This window comes from Flavobacterium sp. 22659, from assembly GCF_052044235.1.
Taxonomy (GTDB): Bacteria; Bacteroidota; Bacteroidia; order Flavobacteriales; family Flavobacteriaceae; genus Flavobacterium; species Flavobacterium johnsoniae.
In genome coordinates, this window is record NZ_JBQEMU010000012.1 from 147,217 (window position 1) to 168,697 (window position 21,481).

A 21,481-nucleotide genomic window follows, 5' to 3' on the forward strand; every position below is an offset into this window, starting at 1 on the left:
TTCTAAACTTTAAAATAAAGGTTGTTTTGAACTCTTTTACAAATGAAAAATGTATTTTGAACCACTGTTTTGCAGATTATGTAAAGCATCACTTAAATCTGTTCCCTCATTAGAGGTAATAATTTTGAGCATACTTTTTAAATCATTAAAATCATTTGGTTTTACAAAATAACCTAGTGCTCCCAGCTTAGAAGCCGTCTCCATATCATTTTTATGTGAAGATGTTGAAATTATGATCACGGGAATATCCTGATAATTTTCATCTTTTTTTATTAATTTCAGACATTCCCATCCATTCATAATAGGCATATTAATATCCAGAAAGATAAGCTGCGGTTTTTCATTCATGTCGTTTAGCATACGCCATGCCTGATCGCCGTTTTCTGCACACTCGCAGATAACATTTTCATTAACCATTTCTAAGGCTTCGCAAAACATTTCTATATCATCCCTGTCATCGTCAGCCAGCAAAATTATTTTTTTATTCATATTTAAATATCATTTTCTTCTTGTTTCAAAGGAAGCACTATAGTAAATACTGCTCCATTATATGGACTTCCCGATGCAGTTATAGTTCCTGCATGGCGTTCAACTATTTTTTTACAGAGCGATAATCCCAGACCTGTACCTTCGTAAGAATCTTTAGAATTAAGTCTTGTAAAAGTTTCGAATATTCTTTCTGCCTGATTTTCGTTAAAACCAATTCCATTATCTTCTACAGTAATAACGGCAAAATCATTATCCTGTTGTTTTATTATTTTTGAGGATAATTTTACTTTAACCGGAACATCATCTTTAGCGAACTTAATAGAGTTATTAATCAGGTTGTAAAAAAGCTGGTACAATAATACCTGTGCGCCTTCCAGCACAGGAAGATTATCGTAATAGATTTCACCGCCTGTTTTTTGTAAAGAAACTTCTAAATCGGTTTCAATATTTTTTAAAACTTCATTTAGATCCACTACTGTTGGTTTCTGCTGATCTGCATTTATTTTAGAATATGCCAGAACACCTTCTATCATGTTAAACATTCGATCTGATGCGACGTGTATTCTGTCAATGAATTTCTTTGCCGAGTCATCGAGTTTTCCTTCAAGATTATCTTCAAGCCTGCTTATAAAAGTTTTTATTTTTCGTACCGGTTCTTTTAAATCATGGGAAGCGACATGAGCAAACTGCTGCAAGTCTTCATTAGAACGCTGTAGTTCCCGTGTACGTTCGTTTATCAGGACTTCTAATTTTTCGGTAGCAGTTTTTTGTTCATGAATATCTGTACATGTACCAAACCATTTTGTAATAGCTCCTGATGCATCCCTGATAGGAACAGCTTTACTTAAAAACCAGCGATACTCTCCTGTAACACTATCTTTTAATCGAAATTCAAGCTGATAAAAATTACCAGATTGGATACTCTCATACCAATTATCTTTAACTAATTCTACATCATCCGGGTGTAATACAGAAATCCAGCTCGAATCACCATATTCATTTTCTTTCAAATTCGTATACTCGTACCAGCGCTTATTATAATAATCAATAAAACCATCCGGCCTGCTTGTCCATATAATCTGAGGTACCAAATCGGCAAGCTGTCGAAAATTTTCTGCACTTTCATTAATAATCTGCTGTACTTCTTTTTGTGAAGTAATATCACTTGCGGCACCAAACCACTCAATGATAGTATTATTATCGTCTAATATAGGAACTACTCTGGAAAAATTCCAGCCAATAGTACCATTTGCATTTAGAACTCTATGTTCTAATTGGAAAATACTTTTATTATCTATTGCTTCAGATATAAGTTTCAAAGCCTTTTTCCGGTCATCAGGATGAATATAACTGTTAATCCAGTTAGAAACCGGTTCGCCTTCAGATGCATAAGAATCCAGTGTTTCTAAACTTCTCATTACAGTCCAGTCTGCATTCATACGATACACAAAATCTGAAGAAGCATTTACTAAAGCTCTGAAACGCTTTTCGCTTTCTTCCATTTTATTTCTTGCCGTAACCTGTTCTGTCACATCCTCTGCTACCTGAATCATTCCTGTTATCACCCCATCCTGAACTAAAGGACGATAGGCCAGATTATAATAATAGTCGCGCATTTCTCCTGTTCGGTTATGCTGAACAAGCACTTCTGCCTGATCAAAAGGAATTCCTTTATTGTAAACGTTCTGCACCTGTGTCCAAACATATTGCCCGTTTAATTCCGGAAGAACATCAATCAACCGCATGCCTATAATTTCTTCCCCACGGCCAATTAAAGCAAGCATTTGTCTATTAATCTGCTCGATTACCAAATCTGCTCCCATAAGCACCAATGTAGCCGAAGGTGTCTGGTGAATCATAGACTGCAGTCTGGATTCACTTTCTTCTATCCTTTTTCTTGCTAAAAACTGCTGTTCTTCCGCCAGTTTTATTTCTGTAATATCGCGTGTTGTTCCGGCTATCGCTTCTACTTCTCCCTGCTTATTAAAAACCGGAGCAAAAATGTAGTCATAAACTCTTCGTCCTAATTCTGCGTGAGGAAAGGATACGGTGCCTCTAATCATTTTTTTATTAGCAACAACGTCGTCTATTTCTCTTTCATGCATCACTGCGTGCCATTCTTCGTAACCGTTATCTCTTAAGCCTTTACCTATAGCATCTTGCGCTGACTTACCCCACATATCCAGCAAAGCTTTGTTGGCATACGTAAAATTATATGCAAGGTCAAATACATACACTAAATCTGGTGTGGTATTGGTAATGGAATTATAAAATCTTTCCTGCTTTTCAATCGCTGTTAGTGCGGCAATAAGATTGTTTCTCTTTGTTTTATATTCAGTTATGTTTTCAACAGTAACGATTAGTAAACCGTTTTTTTCTTCTGCTGTAAAGCGAAACCAATATAATTGTTCTCCAATTTCAAAACTGATTTCAAAAGTAGAGTTTTTTCTATTTACTAGAGTTTCGGTGAATTTTTCGATGAGAATATCTGCATCATAACGTTTGAAAATATCTGTAAAAAGCTGGTCTTTACATTCTTCAACTTCAAAATATTCTTGAATACGGGAATTGCAGAACAGTAGTAAGAAATCTTCAATTTTTTCTTTATTGTATACTGGCCGCAGTGCAATAAGACCGTTTGCCGCAGAGTTAAAAATTGTATAAAAAAGTTCATCATTACCTGTTAACCCCATTGCTGTAGAATATCTAAAAAAGCTTAATTGCCTTAACTGCTAATTGTCAAATATACTTTATTACCGTCGAATATTTTAAAAAAAAACAGACAGTATAAAAATTAAAATTATTACAAGCCGCCCCGTATATTCTATCAAGTCTTAAAGCTGAATACGTATGAAAAATGAATGCTTTAAATTTAAAAATATGAAGTATTCAAATCTCTTGAAAATTCTTTTTAAGGTGAACAATTGTTCTGAATGATTTCATTTGAGCTACAGATAACAAATCAAATATAAATTACCACTTTTGGTTTACATTTATATAATTACCATTAATATTTACAAAATTTTATGCTGGCTGTTTATTTCGTTTAAAAAAACAAAACCCTTATGCATGCTGCATAAGGGTTATTGGATTTATTTAAATTAAAAAAATATTAATGCAAATTATTTCACAATCAGTTTTTTAGAAATATTTAAAGCATTTGAATGAATTGTAACAACATAAATTCCAGAAGCCAAATCATGATTAATTTTTGCTGACGAATTCAGTTTCTTTACTAAAACTTTTCTTCCGTTTATATCTGTAACCGTTATTGTTGCTGTATCGTCTGGGCTTAACTCAGGTAATGCAATGTTAAATTCATTATTAACTGCCGGATTCGGATAAATACTAACTGCAGTATTATTTTCGGCTGTTATTTCAGCTTCATTGATTTTTTTTGATGCCGAAGCTGCCTGAAACTGCCATTGTGCACTTTCCCAGCTATTTTGAGCTCCTACATATTGAGCAGAACCTGTTAGGTTTTCAATATGAATCATACTGCCTGTCTGCCATCTGTTTTTGATTCTTACCCAGGTTCCGTCTACATTTTCGGTTGACCATTGTGCGCTCCACCAGTCAGAACCTGCTGCTGTACATTGTACAGATCCTGTTAAATTTTCAATATGCATTACATCTCCTGTACCTACATTTTTCAAGATAAAGTTTGTGGCATCTACAGCTATTTTTTCCCATTTGTAATTGTTATTTGCAACAGTTGCACCATAACCTACATTAGCCCCTGCATCATATAAATAATTATTCGTCCATTTGTTTTTAATGGTAAAATAACTTCCTGTAGCTGTACTTACCGTAATTAAGGCTGTACTGGTTTTGTTTCCATCTGCTGTGGTGACTGTAATTGTTGCTGTTCCGTTAGCAACAGCCGTTACAAGTCCTGAAGCATTTACTGTGGCAACACCTGTATTGTTTGAACTATAACTTACCGATTTATTTGTCGCATTAGAAGGCAGAACAGTTGGTGTTAATTGTTGTGTTCCTCCCACTGATAATGATGCAGCATTAGGACTTAAACTAATGCTTGTTACAGCTACAGCTGATGAATTTACAGTAATTACCGATGATGCTGTTTTAGCTCCATCTTGTGTAGTAACCGTTATTGTGGCAGATCCGGATGCAATCGCAGTAACTAAACCAGATGCATTTACTGTTGCCACGCCAGTATTATTAGAGCTATACGATACATTTTTGTTTGTTGCATTTGCAGGAGCAATAGTCGGCGTTAATTGTTGTGTTGCGCCAGCGCCCAGAGTTACTGTTGTTGGCGCAATTGTTACGCCTGTTACCGGAACATTTGTTACAGAACAGTTACTGCTTTGTGTCCATGAAAAATTGCCAATCGCACTAATTTCTTCATTAGCTGATGCATTTCCTCCTCTGTTAGAATAATTCATATTACAATACGTTCCGTTTCCGTTTGGAGAACCCGCAATAAGTACAAAATAACCTCTGCCCCAATTTCTGTTAAGAGCATTGTTGTTTGGATATTCTTTCCCTGTTCCGTTAACTGTAATGTTTTTAAAACTAAGATTGTAAATACCGTCTCCAGATCTTTTGCTTATAGAAATGGCATCGTTTCTTGAATCTAAAATATCGATATTATACAACTGAACGTTCTTAACCTGAGTTCCGGCATTACTGGCGCTGAAAATATCTACCGCCGCAACAGGATTGTTATACGTATCATTAAAAGTACCGCATGTGCTTACTGTAATATCATGTATTTCATGGCTTCCGTCATTGTTAAATGGTGCGCCGTCAAAATTATTGCTCACACGAATACCTGCTTCCAGATTGTCTTTAATAATCAGGTTGTAAGCTTTATTATTTTTTCCGCCATAAATAGCCAGTCCGCAGGCACGCCAGCAGTTTTCTGACGTATTATATCTAAAAGTATTGTTGATACATTCCTGTCCGTTAGCAGACCAGATTGCCTGATCGTCGTCACCGTTATTTCTAAAATTACAATGTTCAACAATAGAATTTGCCGTTCCTTTGCAAAGGTTGATCCCATCGGCATAATTATTTCTAAAACGGCAGTGCGATAAGGTAAATCCATCTGCAATTGCAGGTCCGCCAACATTATATTGAGCAATCCATGCACCGCATTCAAAATGTTCTGCCCAGATATTTTTTATTGTAGAACCAGACGTAAATACACCATTTATCGCTTTATAAGAATTACTTCTTGAAGCAGAATTTGTGGTTAAATACAAATCTGAAAAAGAAATGTTACTTGCATTGGCTCTCAATCCTCCGTTACCGCTGCTGGTATTGGTAAAATTAATCTGCGTGTACCACATTCCCGCTCCAACTAAAGAGGTGTTGGCAGCACCAAAATACAATTCGCGGTTGACATTATAAACCCCGCTTGGAACAAATATTTTTTTACCGCCGTTGGCATCAATAAAAGTTTGAAGATCGCTCCCGTTTCCTGTATAAGTAACAGAACCTGAAGGTGCTGTTACTGCAGCAGGAATTGGTTCCATTTCAGCAAAATCCAAGTGAATATTACCCGTTTCTCTTACCAAACGCAATGTTCCGGATACTGGTATTTTACTTGGAAGTTTATAACGTACTTCGTCAAAACGCATTCTTGGATTTTGGTTTGTAATTCCGTTGTTATTTGGATTTCCATTACTCCACAAATATTCCCATGACCATGTCGAAGTCAAAGTAAGCGTTGTAATTTTTGTACTGCCATTATATACGCCTATTGTTCCAGACTGACCGTCAGGAACGCTATATCGAATAACGAGTCCGTCTGCAGCCTCAGTTAACGTCCATTGAACTGCTGCGTTTGATGCAGACATATTCACACAAATTTGATCTGAAGCTTCCGACTGTAAATCAGCTTGATTATACGATTTTGCAGTTACTGAAGCTCCATTAGACAATTGTCCTAAGTTTGCTTCGTATCTTTTATAAGCTGCATCATAATAACCTCGCTGCGCATACAAATTTGAAGTTAAGAGAACGAAAAAAATCCACATTATAAAGTGGCGGCTTTTTTCTCTTTTAAATAAAATACCATGTAATTGTTTTCTCATAATTTTCGGTTTTTTAAATAGTTAGTTCCTAGAAATAGGATTATAACGAAACTAGACCTAAAAAAAAGATTACAAAAAAAGTGGAATAAAAATCAAGATATCTAAAACGTTTTCCAATAAATAAAATACTGAAAATCAAGTAAATATAATTTTAATATAAATAAAAAATCAAGAACTTATCTAGATAAGAAGTTCATAATTTTTATTCAAATTAATAAGAATATGAAAATTTTTAACATCATAAATTATAATATTCTCTTTTCTTAAAAATAAAACTGAGTATTATTTATTCTAATAAAAATTAATCCGAAGCATTAAATTAAAAATGTACTTTCATAACTTGCAAAAAATCTTAACCAATACCAACAATGACGCCATTGCATATAGAAACGCCCCGTCTAATTATAAGACATCTCAACATACATGATTTATCTAACTTTATTATTTACCGCTCGAATCCTGAAGTTACAAAATACCAGGGTTTTGATGTTATGAATTTAGAACAGGCAGAAGAGTTTATAACAGAAAACGCTGCTAAATATTTTGGAAAAGCCGGTGAATGGGTGCAATATGCAATTGAAAATCGCGAAACCGGACAGCTAATTGGCGACTGCGCCATTAAACTTGATCAATACGACACAAGAATTGCCGAAATTGGAATTACAATTTCGCATCTGGAACAAAGAAAAGGGTTTGCAAAAGAAACTTTATTGGGCATTTTGACTTTTTTGTTTAATGAAATAAAATTACACCGTGTAGTCGAAATAGTCGATGCAGAGAATACTGCTTCTATTAAACTATTGCAGAGTGTCGGTTTTAAGCAAGAAGGTCATTTTATAGAAAACATATTTTTTAAAGGGAAATGGGGAAGTGAATTTCAATATGCAATGTTAAAAAGAGAATGGGAAGAACGAAAGTAATCAAGGCTTTGAATGGCAAACGATTAATAAAAGTTTTTTTTCGTAATTTTGTAAAAATTCAATACTCCCATGAAACGTTCCGGTACAGCAGATCTTCCATTACATTATGGACAAGTGCCGTTATGGCTTTCTGAACGAATGTCTAAGCTTGGCCTGGCAATTGTAGAAACGATTGCTTTAGAATTTTCTACTTCTGAAGTGATAAGCAAACTAAGCAATCCGTTTTGGTTTCAAAGTTTTGGAGCTGTTATGGGAATGGACTGGCATTCATCCGGAATTACTACTTCTGTACTTGGTGCCTTAAAAAAATCTGTCAATCCGCATTCAAAAGAACTTGGAATTTACATTTGCGGAGGAAAAGGCAAACATTCGCTTTTAACTCCTCAAGAACTTTTATTTGTAGGCGAAAAAACAGGGCTTGACGGAAATAACCTTGCAAACTGCAGTAAACTTGCTGCTAAAGTAGATAATACAGCCATTCAGGATGGTTTTCAATTGTATCAGCATAATTTTATTGTTGATAATATGGGACAATGGGCTGTCATTCAGCAGGGAATGAACCCCGATTCTAAAACTGCCAGAAGATATCATTGGCATTCACAGGATTTAAAATCTTTTATTGAAGAGCCTCATACCTTTATTTATGGAGAAAATCAGGGAACAATTTTAAACCTTACCGCTCAGGCTGCCTCAAAATCCAGAGAGGGAATTTTAGAATTATCTAAAGAATCTCCTGCAAAAATCATGAAGGAAATGCAGTATCTTTCTATGCCTGCTCATCATGACGTGAGAATGGAAGATGTAAATATGAAAAGACTTGGTGCAATGCTTTGGGCAACACACGAAAATAAACCCGAGGATTTTGAAGAATTACTTCTTTTAAAAGGAATGGGACCAAGAGCTTTACAATCACTCGCATTAGTGAGCGAAGTTATTTACGGCACTCCTACCCGATTTGAAGATCCTGCGCGCTTTTCATTTGCACACGGAGGTAAAGACGGACATCCGTTTCCGGTTCCTGTAACTATATATGATGAAACTATAAATACATTACAGCGGGCAATTAACCGAGCTAAAATTGGCAATGGCGACAAGATTGAAGCAATTAAAAAATTATCTGAAATATCCAGAAAAGCGGAACAGAGTTTTACGCCCAATTCTAATTTTGATGCTTTGATTCAAAAAGAACGAAACGAATCGTATAAATATGGAGGAAAAACTGTTTTTGGCGATGCTAAACCTCCTAAAAAAAGACCTCCAAATACAAATAATCAGCTTGAATTATTTTAAGATTTCAAAAAGCTTAATCATAAAAAAACCTTCAAAATCAACTGACTTTGAAGGTTTTATTTTTGTTTTATAAAAAATATTACATTTCGTTTAATTCATTAAACTCGTGTAAAGATTTTAATGTGTTTTCGTAGAATAAAATCGCCGCGATAAGGTTTCCTTTATCAGAGTAAGGCATCATTTTTCTTTGAAACTCTACTGTAGTATCTAAGAAAGTTGATGTTCCAACCGCTTGATTGTCTAATATTTTTTTGTGATCTCCATCGTCTGGAATACCTAAATCTGCCATCGTAACACCAGGTTTAGTAACCAAAGCAATATAAGGAAGCGTTTTAACTAAAACTTTAATACGCTCAATGTACAATTCCAATAGTTCTCCTTTTTGCATACCGCTCAATTCTTTTTGATCGTGGTATTTACGGATTAAGGCTGTTGTACTGATGATACTTCTTGGGGCGTTTTTTGCCTGTGCCGAAACAGCTGCCGTTGTCAAGAAGAAAAGGACACTTAAAAAAATAATTTTGCTCTTCATTTTCGTAGATCTAATAGGTTCTTGGTTAGGGCAAAAATATGCAAATTAAGTTAAATTGCAACTTTATTATTTTCTTTTTTTTAGAAAACTTTAACAATTGGCTTTTTTCTGTCTTTTTAAGACTTAATTATTCTAAAACGGCCGGGATATTTAATAAAAATACTTTTTTTGTTTCCGTAATAATCCATAAATTCTTCACATACAAAAACTGCATGTGCTTTTGACCATGCTACTACGCCGCAAAATTCACTTCCCTCCTGTCTTCCTAATTTTTCGATTTGTTTTCCCAGCTTAAAACCCAAATACTTATAAATTGTCGGCGTATAAACTGTACCATCTTCTAAATCTTCCAACGCTTCATCAAAGGTTTTCTCTTTATCAATGATTTGTTTGTATTTTGCCATTACAGCATAAGTCAAAACAGCATAGTCAGTTATTTTTTCGCTGTCGCAGTTATCCTTGATAAATACAAATCCTGCAGAAATCTTAGCTTTGTTTAGTTCTTCACTTTTTAAATTAAATGAGGCATTATTTTTTAATGTTATCTTTTGCAGATTATCATCTATTTTTTCAGTTTCAAAAAGATTATCTAATCCGTAAACATTTAAAGAGGCTTTTATAAAAGCAATTGATGAGCAGTTAGTACGTTCTCCCTGCTTAAAGCTTTCGAATATTTTATCTGAACTTAATTGAGAATACGAGGTTGAACAGATGAACATTAAAAATAAAAATAGTGGAGTAACAGATTTCATTGTAATAAAATTTTATAATATGGTTCTCAACTTTTTTTAGAAAAAATCTGAGAGTTTACAAATCTATAAAAATCAAATCATAGTTTCTTTTTACTTCTTCATTTTTGTCAAAAATTATAAAGAATCTTCTAATTAGTCCTTTTCTATCATCGAAAATAAAAAAGTCTCAAAAAATTGAGACTTTTATTTTATTTTTTTTCTTCGTTATTCAACTTATCGTCAAAATCTGGCTCTTCGCCTTTAAATTCATGAGTATCAACATCATAATTTTCATCATTTGTTAAAATTTCATCATGATCTCTATATTGATGTTTTCTCGTATCGCTTCGATTATCTGATCCGCTTGGTTTAGCAGCATTCGGATTTTGATTATTTGTGCCCATAATTTGTAGTTTTAAATTTTAATAAAATTACTTCAAATACAAAAAACGGCACTTACATAATCATATGTAAAAGTTATAAAATATACTTTCAAAACAAAACACAAATTATTTAATATTAAACCATTACAAGCAGAATACAATCTAAATTCCTAAATTTTGAAGCCTTTTTTGACAAGCCCATCTTTTGTCATAAATTTGCACACCTGAAAACGCAGAAAAATTCACGTTTTAAAGTCCGGTAAAATAAGAGAAAGTGGAAAAATCAGAAAACGAAAAAACAAGCTGGACTATTTGTAAAGAATGCCAAGGAAGTGGTAAAAAAAACCGCGGACTAAGCAATAAAGCCCGTCGTGATTATCAAACAGCATTAGATTTATTTCAAAAAAACAACAGCCAAGGCAAAGCTCCTGTTCGTCCAAAAGCACACTTATACACCTGCACAAAATGCAACGGATCTGGTTTGGTTTCTTCGCTAAATTTTCCTGAACCAGACAATAAAAACCTGCCTCATATTGCCATTATTGGTGCTGGTATTGGCGGTACGGCTCTCGCTGTGGCTTGTTTGCACAGAGGAATTCCTTTTACACTTTTTGAACGTGATGCTGATTTCGAAGCCCGTTCTCAGGGTTACGGACTTACTTTACAGCAGGCTAGTAAGGCAATCGAAGGTTTAGGTATTTTTTCGTTAGATGAAAAAGTTATTTCGACAAGACACTTGGTTCATACTACAGAAGGAAAAGTTATTGGCGAATGGGGAATTCGAAAATGGCTGCAGTCTAATGCAAAAACAACTTCTAAACGAACTAATATGCATATCGCCAGACAGTCTTTGCGTTTGTCTTTGCTTGAACAGCTTGGCGGACATGATAAAGTTCAATGGGGACATCAATTAATTGATTTTAACCAAAATGATAAAAATGTTGACCTCAATTTTCAGGTAAACGGCGAAACTAAAAATTGTAAAGCAGATCTTGTTGTTGGTGCTGACGGAATTCGCAGTTCTATTCGAAAATTGCTGATTGGCGATGAAATTACGCCTTTACGTTATTTGGACTGCATTGTAATATTAGGAATCTGTCCTTTGAGTGCTCTTGAAAATCTAGAAAGCCCTTTGCTCGACGGTGCAACGGTGTTTCAAACGGCAAACGGCAATGAGCGTATCTACATTATGCCTTACAAATCAGATTCTATAATGTGGCAGCTTAGTTTTCCAATGTCTGAAAACGATGCAAAAATATTAAGTGCAAAAGGTCAAAAAGCACTCAAAGAAGAAGCCTGCCGCAGAACACAGTGGCACGATCCTATTCCGCAGATTTTAATGACAACCCAAGAAGCCCAGATTTCAGGATATCCTGTTTATGACCGCGAATTGCTGCAGTCAGATTTATTAAAAAATGCCGGTTCAGTAACTTTAATTGGCGATGCTGCTCACCCAATGAGTCCGTTTAAAGGACAAGGAGCCAATCAGGCATTATTAGACGCGCTGACATTAGCAAGAGGAATCGTAAAAGCATGCAGAAATTCTCAATGGAAAGAAATTGGAATCAGGGAAAGTGTATTAACAGAATTTGAAACTGAAATGATAGAACGCAGTGCTATAAAAGTAAAAGGCTCTGCAGATGCAGCTCAGTTTTTACATTCGGAAATTGTACTCTACGAAGGCGACGAACCAAGAGGCCGCTGTTTAAAGAAAAAAGGAATATAGAAAACTCATTATATAAAAAAGCCCATTCCTGTTTAGGTTTGGGCTTTTTTAGTTTTACAACTGAGGTATTTTTAAAGCTGATTCAAATAATTAATTATTAGCCAGCGCTTTTAAAGCAATATATTTTTCAAGACTTTTAAAATCATGCCCTTTTGCACGTATCGATTTAATATAAGCCGGAGTTGTACCAATTGCTTTTGCTCCCACAATTTCTTCGAGATCAAGATTGTCAAACCCTAGACTTTTGTATTCTTTTACTAAATCTGGTGAAATATTCTGAGATTTTAAAGCCATTAGATTTTCTGCCGAAATGTTTTTATAACCCGCATTTTGAAAACTTTTAACGTATTCTGGAGTTACATTTAATGATTTAAAACCAATAAGATCACCGTTTGAAAGATTATTATATCCTAATACTTTAAAAGTATCAATAAAAGCTTTATCCACATTTAATGCTTTAAAAGCAATGATATCATCATCGTCGTTGTCATCATTATTATTTCTGTTGTTATTTTCAACGTTATCGCTTTTTTTACCTGAACTGCGGAAATCATTGATATATTTTCCGTCAATACCCTGAGATTTTAAGGCAATAATATTACTTGGACTAACATTTTTATAACCTGAACTGCGAATTTCTTCAATAAAAGCTTTGTCTATTCCTAATGATTTAAAAGGAACAAGATTTTCTAAATCAATATCCGGAATAGCTTTTTTGATTGAAGTTATATAAGCTTCATTTACATCTAAAGCTGCAAGGGGAATAACCTGATCTTTATCTAAATTATTAAAGCCGTTTTTCTTAAGCATCTGCACATAAGAGACTTTGATATTAATTAAAAAGAACACCATTAGATCATTATCTTTTTTAATATCTAATCCCTCTTTGTTCATAGCAGTGCTGTAATCTTTATTTGCAGTGAATTTATAAGTCCCCATTCCTTTGTCGCCTTCAAATTTCCCATTAAAATTCATAGTTCCGGCTTCACGAGTCAAAGTAAAATCGCCTTGTTTATCTCTCGGAATACCGCTTAATTCACGTAATTGAAAAGTATGCGAAGAATTGCTATGTTCATCGCTTTTAAAGCTGATTTCTATAGAATCGCCTTTGATAACGGCAAACCAGTTTCCATCGGTTTTCATTTCATCTTCAACGATAACATTTTGTTTCGATTCGCCTTTAGAATTTAAAGACTGGCTCTGCGCTGCCGGTTGATTAAAAAGGCAGGCAAAAAGCACCATTAGCGGCACAAGGAAAAAATATTTCCATGTGGTGTGCACATTTGATTTTTTTGAGTTCATCATGATGATTCGTTTTTTTAATAATGATTGATTATAGTTAGTTGTAAGACTCAAAGGAAATTGCGGCGCAGCTACTTTTAACAGACTAAACTGATAACTTTCTCTTTCAACCGTATCGTGCTGCAGCATTTGATCATCGGTTAAAAATTCAAGATTAGTTTCGAGTGCTTTTCGCCACTGCCAGGCAAACGGATTAAACCATTGAAAAACCAAAACAACCTCTGCAAGCAGAAGATCTATAGTATGTTTCTGTTCAATATGGATTTTTTCGTGAAGCAGAATTTGGTTGTAGGTTTCCCATTCGTACTTTTCAGGATTGATAAAAATGTTATTACCAAAAGAACACGGCGCTTTATCACCCGTTATTTCAACAATACGAAACTTTCCATCCTGAATTACAGATCCTGAATAGGATCTAAAAAGCAATATAACGGCCTGCATTAAAAAATTAAGACCAAATATTACCACGCCAAACCAGTATAAATAAATTATACCCTGCAGTAAGACATCAACATTGATTACTTGTTTTGTCTCCTCAACAGGCGCCGGCTGAATAGATTTTTCTTTTGATGTTTGAGTCGCAGCAGTTCCTGTTGGGATTTTTGCAGTCTCAATAGACTTTTCTGCTGCATTTTTTCTAAATGATAATTGCTGCGGCACCGGAATTAAAGGCATTGTAAATGCCAATACCATACAAAAAAGCAGTACATATCTGTTCAAATGAAAAAAGGTTTCTTTTTGCAGCAGCAGCTTGTAAAACAAAAAACAAGCCGAAAGAATAAGCGCGGTGTATAAGATATAAGGTATCATATTTTTTCTTTTTTAATGATGCTCACAATTTCATCTAATTCCTTATCTGAAAGCTTTTGTTCTTTTGCAAAAAAAGCTAACATTCTCGGATATGAGTTATCAAAATATTGGCTGACAATATCTTTAAGAGCAAACTGCTGGTACTCTTCCCTGCTTATTATTGGAAAAAAGCAATGCATATTTCCGGCAGTTTCAAAACTTAAGAAACCTTTTTCGGCCAGAATCTTTACTATTGTGGCCACACTATTGTAATGTGGTTTCGGATCTGGAAGCAGCGGGATTATATCTCGTATAAAAGCTTTATTTAAATCCCAAAATACCTGCATGATCTGTTCTTCTCGTTTGGCTAATTTTATCATAGTTGAAATATTTTGATGCAAGATACTACTAATTAATTAGTAGACAAACTAATTTGTTAGTTTTTTAACTAATACGTTAGTAATACTATTTAATTCGCTATTAAATTTCAAATTTAAAAACCACATAAAATATTGATTACAAAATAATTAACACAAAAATTTTAGAATAACAATTTCTAATAAACTAAAAATCCTGTTTAGATTAACTAAACAGGATTAAAAGCCAACCCATTATATTTAATATTTTATTTAAAACACAATTCTAATCAGCACCGCCGTCAACGCTGTCAAAAGTTTCTCTTTCTTTTGGTCTGATACTGTATTTTACAGAAACCATAGGCCCGTAATACACATCAAACTGGGTTCCGTTTGTGCGAAGCTGCATCTGCCCTATTATTCCAGCCAGAAAATGGATATTTGGCGTTATCCCTGCACTATAATACACAGACAATCTAAAAATATCAAAATGTTCTTTCGCATAATCTTTAGAAGCAAATTTCAGCATCAGCTCTGTATAATATCCTAAATTGGGAGCCAGAAACAATGGTTTTTCTTTGGTTTGACGCAGATAATGATTTACGCCGAATCTTGCTCTTATTCTTGGAATTGTTTGAGGAGTTCCGGTTCTGTCATCAAAAAATTTAGTTTCAAAACGAACCTGCTCAAAAATAGATCCTTTGGGCATTTCCTGAGAAAAAGTTCCCATTACAATAAGTCTGTTTTCGAGAGTTTCGTAGTTTCCGGCTTCTTCTACAGCATATTTTTGATTGTGCGCATAACCCAGCCATAATTTGATATTTTTAAATCCGGAATATATCAGCCACGGTCTTACTACTACTCTTTGTGTATATTCAAACGGATTTCCATTTGTGTAAGCACCTTGTGTAACCAACTGTACATCGGCCTGTCCGCTTAAATGCCATTTGTCATAAATAGGAAACGCAACATCGATTTCTTCAATAGAGGCCGGTATAAAACCTATTGAATAAGGCGCGTCCTGAGCTTTTAAAATTTGCAAAGCCAAGACACAAAACAGTATAATACAACCTTTTTTAATCGTGCTCATAAATTTCGATTTACACATCTAAAAAGAAAAATTCCTGATAGAAGTGTAACAAAGATAAAAGCTGCAGATAGTATGTATTGAAATTTACAGGTTGCAGATTATAACATGAAACAAAGTTTTCGATGTAATTAATATTTCCCAGTCAGTTTTCGCTGGTATCTTTAGTTTTCTTTTTGTAGGTCAGTTTGTCGATCTCCTTAAGAAATTCAGAATCGAATTCAGAATAAGCACGCAAAGTATATTTTTCGTCTCTCTTTTGCATTACCAGACGTATTTTCTGCACCATTAACCAAATAGGTTCGTAGCGTTTGTGACCTAATAAATACTGAATCTGCAATATGGAAAATTTTCTTTTAGAAAGCGTCATCAATTCAATACAGATCATCCAGTATTTTATAGGCAGATTTGAATTTTCCATCACGGTTCCCGACCGCAGACTCATTCTGCTGCCGCATTTTTTGCATTGAAATTTTAAATCAACTCTTCGAAACGAATGCTGATTATGTGAGCATTTCCTGCAAGACAAACCATTTTGCAGCCGTTTGTCTCTTAATTCTTCAATGCAGGTTTCTTCGTCGTGGTATTTTTCGAAGTACTTCCGTAATTCCATTTACTAAATTTGTTTACGGACTAAATATAAATCAATCTTCGCAGACAAAAAATGGTATAAAATAAAAAAGAGGAAATTCAAAATAGAAAATCCTCTTTTAAAATTATAAATTAGGCAATTACAGTTTTTGGGTAATCTCTTTTTTGTATTTATTCAAAATCGATTTTGTCATTCCAAGATTTGCTTTTGTAGAATCTACAGCCAGGTAGATAAAATAATCACCATTGTCTGAAACGTCAAGAATATGAATTTGAGATGTAAGCGTAATCATGATATTATCAATAGCCTGATCGGTTATTTTTAAAGCCTTAATAGCATTCATTTTTGCCTTAACTACTTCAAGGTTATAAGCCGAAGCTAGTTCCGGATCAAAATCACTTACAGTTGAAAGTGAAAAATACGACATTCCGCTTTGAATTTCTGCTACAGAAACTGCGATGAAACCTGGAATATTTTTTTTAAGGTCTTCTCCAAATTGTTTTAAAAAATCAGACATATGTTTTTAGTTTTATTTAGGGTTCAAGAATCTTTTTCTCTTAGATTTTACACAAAATTATAGATCTCATTCTATTTAATTATCCGTAATGCGTACCTAAATTTATTTTTTTTCAGTAATTAACTATTCCTAAAAAATCAGATTAATTATTTGGGTCAAATCAGGAAATCCGGCATTTTTTTGAAGAATAAAGTACGATTTTGATAAATGTCAATGTTTATAAAATTCATTTGGAATAATTTTGCAATTAAAAAAAGCAAATTGAGGAAATGAAAGAGATACTTGCAGCATTAATCCAAAAGAAAACCACGATAAAAGAAGAACAGCTCAACGAAATTCTGGCCTGTTTTAAACCTGTCAGCGTTACAAAAAATGAATTATTATTAGAAAAAGATGAAACGGCAGACCGTATATTCTTTATCAATAAAGGCTGTCTGCGTTTATACTACAGTAACAGCGATCATAGTATTTCGACCCGATTTATGGCTTTTGAAAATACATTTCTGACTTCAATAGTCAGTTTTATTTCAAGAGAACCTTCACCTGAGTATATTGAAGCCGTAGAAAACTCCGAATTATTGGTTATTTCCTATAATGATTTTTTTCACCTTAGAAAAACAATACCGGAATGGGATAAAATGTATATCTATATCCTTGAATACGGTTTAACGGTAATAACCTCTAAACTCAGCAGTTTACTAACTCAAAATGCTGCCGAACGCTACCGTAATCTTCTTAAAAACAATCCAGAACTTATACAGCGATTATCAAATGTAAATCTGGCCGCTTATCTTAATATTTCTCCGGAAACATTAAGTCGCATAAAGTCGCAGATTTAACTTTTTATACTTCGGTACACCAATTCAAAAAACAAAAAAACATATAATGAGAAGCGATGAAGTAAAAAAAGGAGTTCAAAGAACCCCACACAGATCCTTATTGAGAGCAACAGGATTAAAAAATGAAGATTTTGGAAAACCATTTATCGGCGTTGCCAATTCGTTTATTGAAATTATTCCGGGGCATTTTTTCCTGAATAAAGTATCTGAAATTATTAAGGAAGAAATCAGGGCAAACGGCTGTGTTCCTTTTGAGTTCAATACAATTGGAATCGACGACGGAATTGCAATGGGCCACGACGGAATGCTGTACTCACTGCCAAGCCGTGAAATTATCGCCAACTCTATCGAAAGTGTTATGAATGCACATAAACTCGACGCTATGATTGCCATTCCTAACTGCGACAAAATCGTTCCGGGAATGATTATGGGCGCTCTGCGGGTTGATGTTCCTACTATTTTTGTAAGCGGCGGGCCAATGTCGAAAGGATATACAAAAAATGGTACTCCAATTGATCTGGCTACAGCCTTTGAAGCCGTTGGAAAACATGAAGCAGGAAGCATTACAGATGAAGAATTATACGATATTGAATGCAATGCCTGCCCTAGCGGCGGAAGCTGTTCTGGAATGTTTACGGCAAATTCTATGAATACTTTAATGGAAGCCATGGGAATTGCACTGCCCGGCAACGGAACTATTTTGGCTCAAACTCCGGAAAGAGAACAATTATACCGCAAGGCAGCACGAAGAATTTGTGCCATTGCAAAAGACCAGCACGATATTGAAAAGTTTAAACTAAAGAACATTCTAAACGAAAATGCGGTACGAAATGCTTTTGCGGTTGACATGGCTATGGGTGGCAGCAGCAACACCGTTCTGCACATGCTTGCCATTGCAAATGAAGCCAATGTAGATTTTAAACTAAAAGACATTAATACCATTTCCGGCAATGTATCGCATATTGCTAAAATATCACCAAGCTTAAGCACCGTTCACATGGAAGACATAAACAGAGCCGGAGGCGTTAATGCGGTTATGAAAGAAATGAACAAAAGAGGTTCTGGTGTTTTAATTGATAACCTAACTATAAGCGGCGAAACTTTACTGGAAAAAATTGATAATGCAGAAATTAAAGACACGACAATTATTCATACCATAGATAATCCGTACAGCAGTGTGGGCGGACTTGCTGTTTTATATGGAAATCTTGCAGAAGAAGGCGCTGTAATTAAAACAGCAGGACTTACAGGCGCAAGAGTTTTTACAGGGAAAGCAGTTTGTTTTGACGGTCAGGCCGAAGCCATTGCCGGAATCATGATGGGAAAAGTAAAAGCCGGAAATGTAGTTGTTATTCGATATGAAGGTCCAAAAGGCGGTCCCGGAATGCAGGAAATGCTGGCTCCAACGAGCTTAATTATGGGTATGGGACTAGGAAGTTCTGTAGCTTTAATTACAGACGGAAGGTTCAGCGGTGCTACAAGAGGCGCTTCTATTGGACACGTTTCTCCCGAAGCTGCAGAAGGCGGTATGATTGGCCTGCTTAAAGACGGCGATGAAATTCATATAGATGTCGATCAGTATATCTTGTCGGTTAACTTATCTGATGAAGAAATTAAAACCAGAAAAGCCGCTTTTCAACCCATAAAAAAAGTATTAAACTCAAAATGGCTTGGGCAGTACAGAGCTTTAGTTACCAATGCAAGTAATGGCGCCATTTTAAAAACTGATTTATAAGATTTTAAATACTATTGAAAACCGAAAACTTCTCGTTTCTTATGGGAAGTTTTTTTATTTTAAGAAATATCGTAATCTAAAAGTTTGCAAAAAAATCTACTATCACACTTTTCAATTGAGTCTTACTCTAACAAACAAAATTTCCTTTCTGCTTCAAAAAATACCTTATTCTGTTATAAAAATACCTTTTAGGGGCTAATTAACAGTTTCAACCAGGCATATATTTACTAAACTATCAAACCAATTTAAAGTAATTATATGCAGTCTCAGGAATTACTCCAAAATTTACTAAGCCAAAAGTATCGAAAACCTATTGTAACTAATGGTGACTATAAAACCCGTAAAACTGCTGCTATTTTAGACACAGACAACGGTACTCTTTTTAATGTCTCCGCAGATTTTCTATTTTATTTTAAAGACAAAAATGATAATGTCTGGCTGACCATTCCCAAAGAATTAATTATAAATGGTAAAATCTATTATCCAAAGCCTGGAGATTCATTTACCAGTCATGGCACAACTCATTACTTCACTACAAAAGAAGCCGTAATAGAAATGGCATACAGCTATTTTAAACAATTCGAAAACCCTCATTACGGAATTGAGAGAGTAACAAACGGCATGTATTTTTTTGAAAACAGCGGCGATAAGACCGATAAATATTTTGTTGTTTTTCAAAAATTCAAATCCTCTAATCATCCTCAGATAGAAGCATATATATCCAGTAATTAATTAAAACAACCAGCATGGCATTACAAACAATAACCACCATTAAAGTAGGCGAAATCAGGATTACCAATTTCAATAAATTAAAGATATTTCAAACCATCCACGATCATCATACTTTTTCATTTGAAGTACGACAGGATTTATTAGTTGACGAGTTTAAAAGTGTGATGCCTTTTTCACAAAAACTGTACGGCGAGAAAATCAGCATCGAAATAAAACCTATAGACGGTCTGGAAGATCTCATGATTGGCGCAGACCTTAAACATTACACCATGCAGTTCTATGGTGTGGTAACCAAAGTAAAACTGAAGAAATCCCGTGTAAAAGATATAGAAGAAATTATCGTAATAAAAGGGAAAAGCTCCACGATAGCACTCGAAAACGGTCCCGAATGCAGTTCTTTTACCAATATGACCCTGAGCGATATTGTAACCAAAGTAAAATCAGGCTGTGATATTGATATGGATGTAAGACCATTTTATTTAGAAAACCTGCCTTATACGGTGCAGTATAACGAAAGTAATTTCTCTTTTCTAAACCGTCTGGCAAAAAGAAACGGACACTGGCTGTATTATAACGGACGCACCACTGTTTTTGGAAGCCCCGGCGGTGTGGGCGGACAGCCCCAGTTAGTTTACGGGGTAAACATGCAGGATTTTGATTATACCATTAAACTCATGCCGGCAATGTTTAAAGTAATAGAAAATGACAACCGAGACGGCAGTTACAGAACCGATGAAACCTTAAAATACAGAAGGGAAGCCGATGGTTTTCAGCAGAACTTTTTAAATAAGTCTAATGAGTTCTTTAATAAAGAAACCATAATACAGCTTAACCAGAATCCTGCCGGAGGATCTGCACGACGTTCCTCAGAAGAATATGCCAAAAACAAAATGCGTGCTATTTTAAGCCGTTTAACAGAAGTAAAAGCCTCCAGCGAAGTTCCGGGAATTACGATAGGAAACGAAGTCAGGATAGCGGGTGTCGACGTACAGCTGGAAAGCTCCTACCGCGTAACACAGATAACCCACATTTGCGACGACGGAGGCGGTTATGAAAATTATTTTACAGCCGTAAACTTTAACGGTTCTGTATTCTCTCCCCAGACCGATCCTGATTTAGTGCCGTTCTGCAGAAGCCAGACTGCTGTTGTAACGGGCAATGCGGACCCGGACGGACTCAGCGGCATACAGGTGCAGATGCCGTGGCAGGAAGCCAAAGGCGAAACCACTCCTTATATTCCCTTCGTGCAGAAATACGGAGGCGATGCCAGAGGAAACCATACGCTGCCGGAAATTGGCGATACAGTTTTTGTAGATTTTCAGGGCAATAATGCCGAACTGCCTATTGCAATAGGAACCATAACCAGCAGAAAAGAAAAAAGCGGTTTCAGCAC

General features: G+C 35.1%; 17 protein-coding genes and 1 pseudogene. 7 read left to right on the forward strand and 11 right to left on the reverse strand.

Going from position 1 to position 21,481, the window contains the following annotated elements; all coding sequences use genetic code 11:
* Positions 1-36: 36 nt before the first annotated feature.
* The 3 genes from ACTJIW_RS13775 to ACTJIW_RS13785 form a co-directional block, all read right to left on the reverse strand.
* Complete coding sequence (locus ACTJIW_RS13775) at positions 37-489, reverse strand: response regulator (protein WP_440716781.1); 453 nt, start codon at positions 487-489, stop codon at positions 37-39.
* Positions 490-491: 2 nt separating this feature from the next.
* Positions 492-3,182: a PAS domain-containing sensor histidine kinase gene (locus tag ACTJIW_RS13780; protein ID WP_440716782.1), complete on the reverse strand. Its 2,691-nt coding sequence runs from the start codon at positions 3,180-3,182 to the stop codon at positions 492-494.
* A gap of 429 nt (positions 3,183-3,611) precedes the next feature.
* Complete coding sequence (locus ACTJIW_RS13785) at positions 3,612-6,557, reverse strand: Ig-like domain-containing protein (RefSeq protein ID WP_440716783.1); 2,946 nt, start codon at positions 6,555-6,557, stop codon at positions 3,612-3,614.
* Positions 6,558-6,925: 368 nt separating this feature from the next.
* Between ACTJIW_RS13785 and ACTJIW_RS13790 the strand changes: the two genes are divergently transcribed.
* Both ACTJIW_RS13790 and ACTJIW_RS13795 read left to right on the forward strand, forming a co-directional pair.
* Positions 6,926-7,477, forward strand: coding sequence for a GNAT family N-acetyltransferase (locus ACTJIW_RS13790; RefSeq protein ID WP_012025190.1), 552 nt, complete (start codon positions 6,926-6,928; stop codon positions 7,475-7,477).
* 69 nt (positions 7,478-7,546) lie between these two features.
* Complete coding sequence (locus tag ACTJIW_RS13795; protein WP_012025191.1) at positions 7,547-8,767, forward strand: DUF763 domain-containing protein; 1,221 nt, start codon at positions 7,547-7,549, stop codon at positions 8,765-8,767.
* A gap of 79 nt (positions 8,768-8,846) precedes the next feature.
* Here ACTJIW_RS13795 and ACTJIW_RS13800 read toward each other — a convergent pair whose 3' ends face one another.
* From ACTJIW_RS13800 to ACTJIW_RS13810, 3 genes are all read right to left on the reverse strand, one after another.
* Positions 8,847-9,299, reverse strand: coding sequence for a hypothetical protein (locus tag ACTJIW_RS13800; protein ID WP_012025192.1), 453 nt, complete (start codon positions 9,297-9,299; stop codon positions 8,847-8,849).
* 116 nt (positions 9,300-9,415) lie between these two features.
* Entirely contained in the window at positions 9,416-10,051 is a 636-nt protein-coding gene (locus ACTJIW_RS13805) for a hypothetical protein (RefSeq protein WP_440716784.1), read from the reverse strand.
* A gap of 188 nt (positions 10,052-10,239) precedes the next feature.
* The gene (locus tag ACTJIW_RS13810) at positions 10,240-10,434 is read right to left on the reverse strand and encodes a hypothetical protein (protein ID WP_440716785.1); all 195 of its coding nucleotides are present in this window, start codon (positions 10,432-10,434) and stop codon (positions 10,240-10,242) included.
* Positions 10,435-10,687: 253 nt separating this feature from the next.
* On the opposite strand from ACTJIW_RS13810, the gene ACTJIW_RS13815 reads away from it, so the two are divergent.
* Positions 10,688-12,139, forward strand: coding sequence for an FAD-dependent oxidoreductase (locus tag ACTJIW_RS13815; RefSeq protein ID WP_440716786.1), 1,452 nt, complete (start codon positions 10,688-10,690; stop codon positions 12,137-12,139).
* A 90-nt stretch (positions 12,140-12,229) separates the two neighbouring features.
* Here the strand turns inward: ACTJIW_RS13815 and ACTJIW_RS13820 are convergent, their stop codons facing one another.
* The 5 genes and pseudogenes from ACTJIW_RS13820 to ACTJIW_RS13840 all read right to left on the reverse strand — a co-directional run bounded on the left by ACTJIW_RS13820 (position 12,230) and on the right by ACTJIW_RS13840 (position 16,782).
* On the reverse strand, positions 12,230-14,251 hold the full coding sequence (locus ACTJIW_RS13820; RefSeq protein WP_440716787.1) for a M56 family metallopeptidase: 2,022 nt from the start codon (positions 14,249-14,251) through the stop codon (positions 12,230-12,232).
* The gene (locus tag ACTJIW_RS13825) at positions 14,248-14,610 is read right to left on the reverse strand and encodes a BlaI/MecI/CopY family transcriptional regulator (RefSeq protein WP_012025197.1); all 363 of its coding nucleotides are present in this window, start codon (positions 14,608-14,610) and stop codon (positions 14,248-14,250) included. The genes ACTJIW_RS13820 and ACTJIW_RS13825 overlap by 4 nt, the downstream gene beginning before the upstream one ends.
* A 262-nt stretch (positions 14,611-14,872) precedes the next feature.
* Positions 14,873-15,676 (reverse strand): DUF2490 domain-containing protein, encoded by an 804-nt coding sequence (locus ACTJIW_RS13830; RefSeq protein WP_440716788.1) that lies wholly within the window; start codon positions 15,674-15,676, stop codon positions 14,873-14,875.
* 148 nt (positions 15,677-15,824) lie between these two features.
* A pseudogene (locus ACTJIW_RS13835) lies at positions 15,825-16,286 on the reverse strand (IS1595 family transposase); the annotation flags it as partial.
* A gap of 118 nt (positions 16,287-16,404) precedes the next feature.
* On the reverse strand, positions 16,405-16,782 hold the full coding sequence (locus tag ACTJIW_RS13840) for a hypothetical protein (RefSeq protein ID WP_012025202.1): 378 nt from the start codon (positions 16,780-16,782) through the stop codon (positions 16,405-16,407).
* Positions 16,783-17,051: 269 nt separating this feature from the next.
* Between ACTJIW_RS13840 and ACTJIW_RS13845 the strand changes: the two genes are divergently transcribed.
* The 4 genes from ACTJIW_RS13845 to ACTJIW_RS13860 form a co-directional block, all read left to right on the forward strand.
* Complete coding sequence (locus ACTJIW_RS13845; RefSeq protein ID WP_440716789.1) at positions 17,052-17,621, forward strand: Crp/Fnr family transcriptional regulator; 570 nt, start codon at positions 17,052-17,054, stop codon at positions 17,619-17,621.
* A 46-nt stretch (positions 17,622-17,667) separates the two neighbouring features.
* Positions 17,668-19,356, forward strand: a complete 1,689-nt coding sequence (gene ilvD / locus ACTJIW_RS13850) for a dihydroxy-acid dehydratase (protein ID WP_012025204.1) — start codon at positions 17,668-17,670, stop codon at positions 19,354-19,356.
* Between the two features lie 258 nt (positions 19,357-19,614).
* Positions 19,615-20,088: a hypothetical protein gene (locus ACTJIW_RS13855; protein WP_440716790.1), complete on the forward strand. Its 474-nt coding sequence runs from the start codon at positions 19,615-19,617 to the stop codon at positions 20,086-20,088.
* 14 nt (positions 20,089-20,102) lie between these two features.
* Positions 20,103-21,481: contractile injection system protein, VgrG/Pvc8 family (locus ACTJIW_RS13860; protein WP_440718455.1), on the forward strand; the 1,379-nt coding region annotated here is incomplete at its 3' end.

Bases quoted from the DNA above. Each gene is read 5' to 3' on its own strand.
- ACTJIW_RS13820 (WP_440716787.1), bottom strand. From the start codon at position 14,251: ATGATACCTTATATCTTATACACCGCGCTTATTCTTTCGGCTTGTTTT.
- ACTJIW_RS13775 (WP_440716781.1), bottom strand. From the start codon at position 489: ATGAATAAAAAAATAATTTTGCTGGCTGACGATGACAGGGATGATATA.
- ACTJIW_RS13805 (WP_440716784.1), bottom strand. From the start codon at position 10,051: ATGAAATCTGTTACTCCACTATTTTTATTTTTAATGTTCATCTGTTCA.
- ACTJIW_RS13840 (WP_012025202.1), bottom strand. From the start codon at position 16,782: ATGTCTGATTTTTTAAAACAATTTGGAGAAGACCTTAAAAAAAATATT.
- ACTJIW_RS13785 (WP_440716783.1), bottom strand. From the start codon at position 6,557: ATGAGAAAACAATTACATGGTATTTTATTTAAAAGAGAAAAAAGCCGC.
- ACTJIW_RS13790 (WP_012025190.1), top strand. From the start codon at position 6,926: ATGACGCCATTGCATATAGAAACGCCCCGTCTAATTATAAGACATCTC.
- ACTJIW_RS13825 (WP_012025197.1), bottom strand. From the start codon at position 14,610: ATGATAAAATTAGCCAAACGAGAAGAACAGATCATGCAGGTATTTTGG.
- ACTJIW_RS13855 (WP_440716790.1), top strand. From the start codon at position 19,615: ATGCAGTCTCAGGAATTACTCCAAAATTTACTAAGCCAAAAGTATCGA.
- ACTJIW_RS13800 (WP_012025192.1), bottom strand. From the start codon at position 9,299: ATGAAGAGCAAAATTATTTTTTTAAGTGTCCTTTTCTTCTTGACAACG.
- ACTJIW_RS13795 (WP_012025191.1), top strand. From the start codon at position 7,547: ATGAAACGTTCCGGTACAGCAGATCTTCCATTACATTATGGACAAGTG.
- ACTJIW_RS13780 (WP_440716782.1), bottom strand. From the start codon at position 3,182: ATGGGGTTAACAGGTAATGATGAACTTTTTTATACAATTTTTAACTCT.
- ACTJIW_RS13830 (WP_440716788.1), bottom strand. From the start codon at position 15,676: ATGAGCACGATTAAAAAAGGTTGTATTATACTGTTTTGTGTCTTGGCT.
- ilvD (WP_012025204.1), top strand. From the start codon at position 17,668: ATGAGAAGCGATGAAGTAAAAAAAGGAGTTCAAAGAACCCCACACAGA.
- ACTJIW_RS13810 (WP_440716785.1), bottom strand. From the start codon at position 10,434: ATGGGCACAAATAATCAAAATCCGAATGCTGCTAAACCAAGCGGATCA.
- ACTJIW_RS13845 (WP_440716789.1), top strand. From the start codon at position 17,052: ATGAAAGAGATACTTGCAGCATTAATCCAAAAGAAAACCACGATAAAA.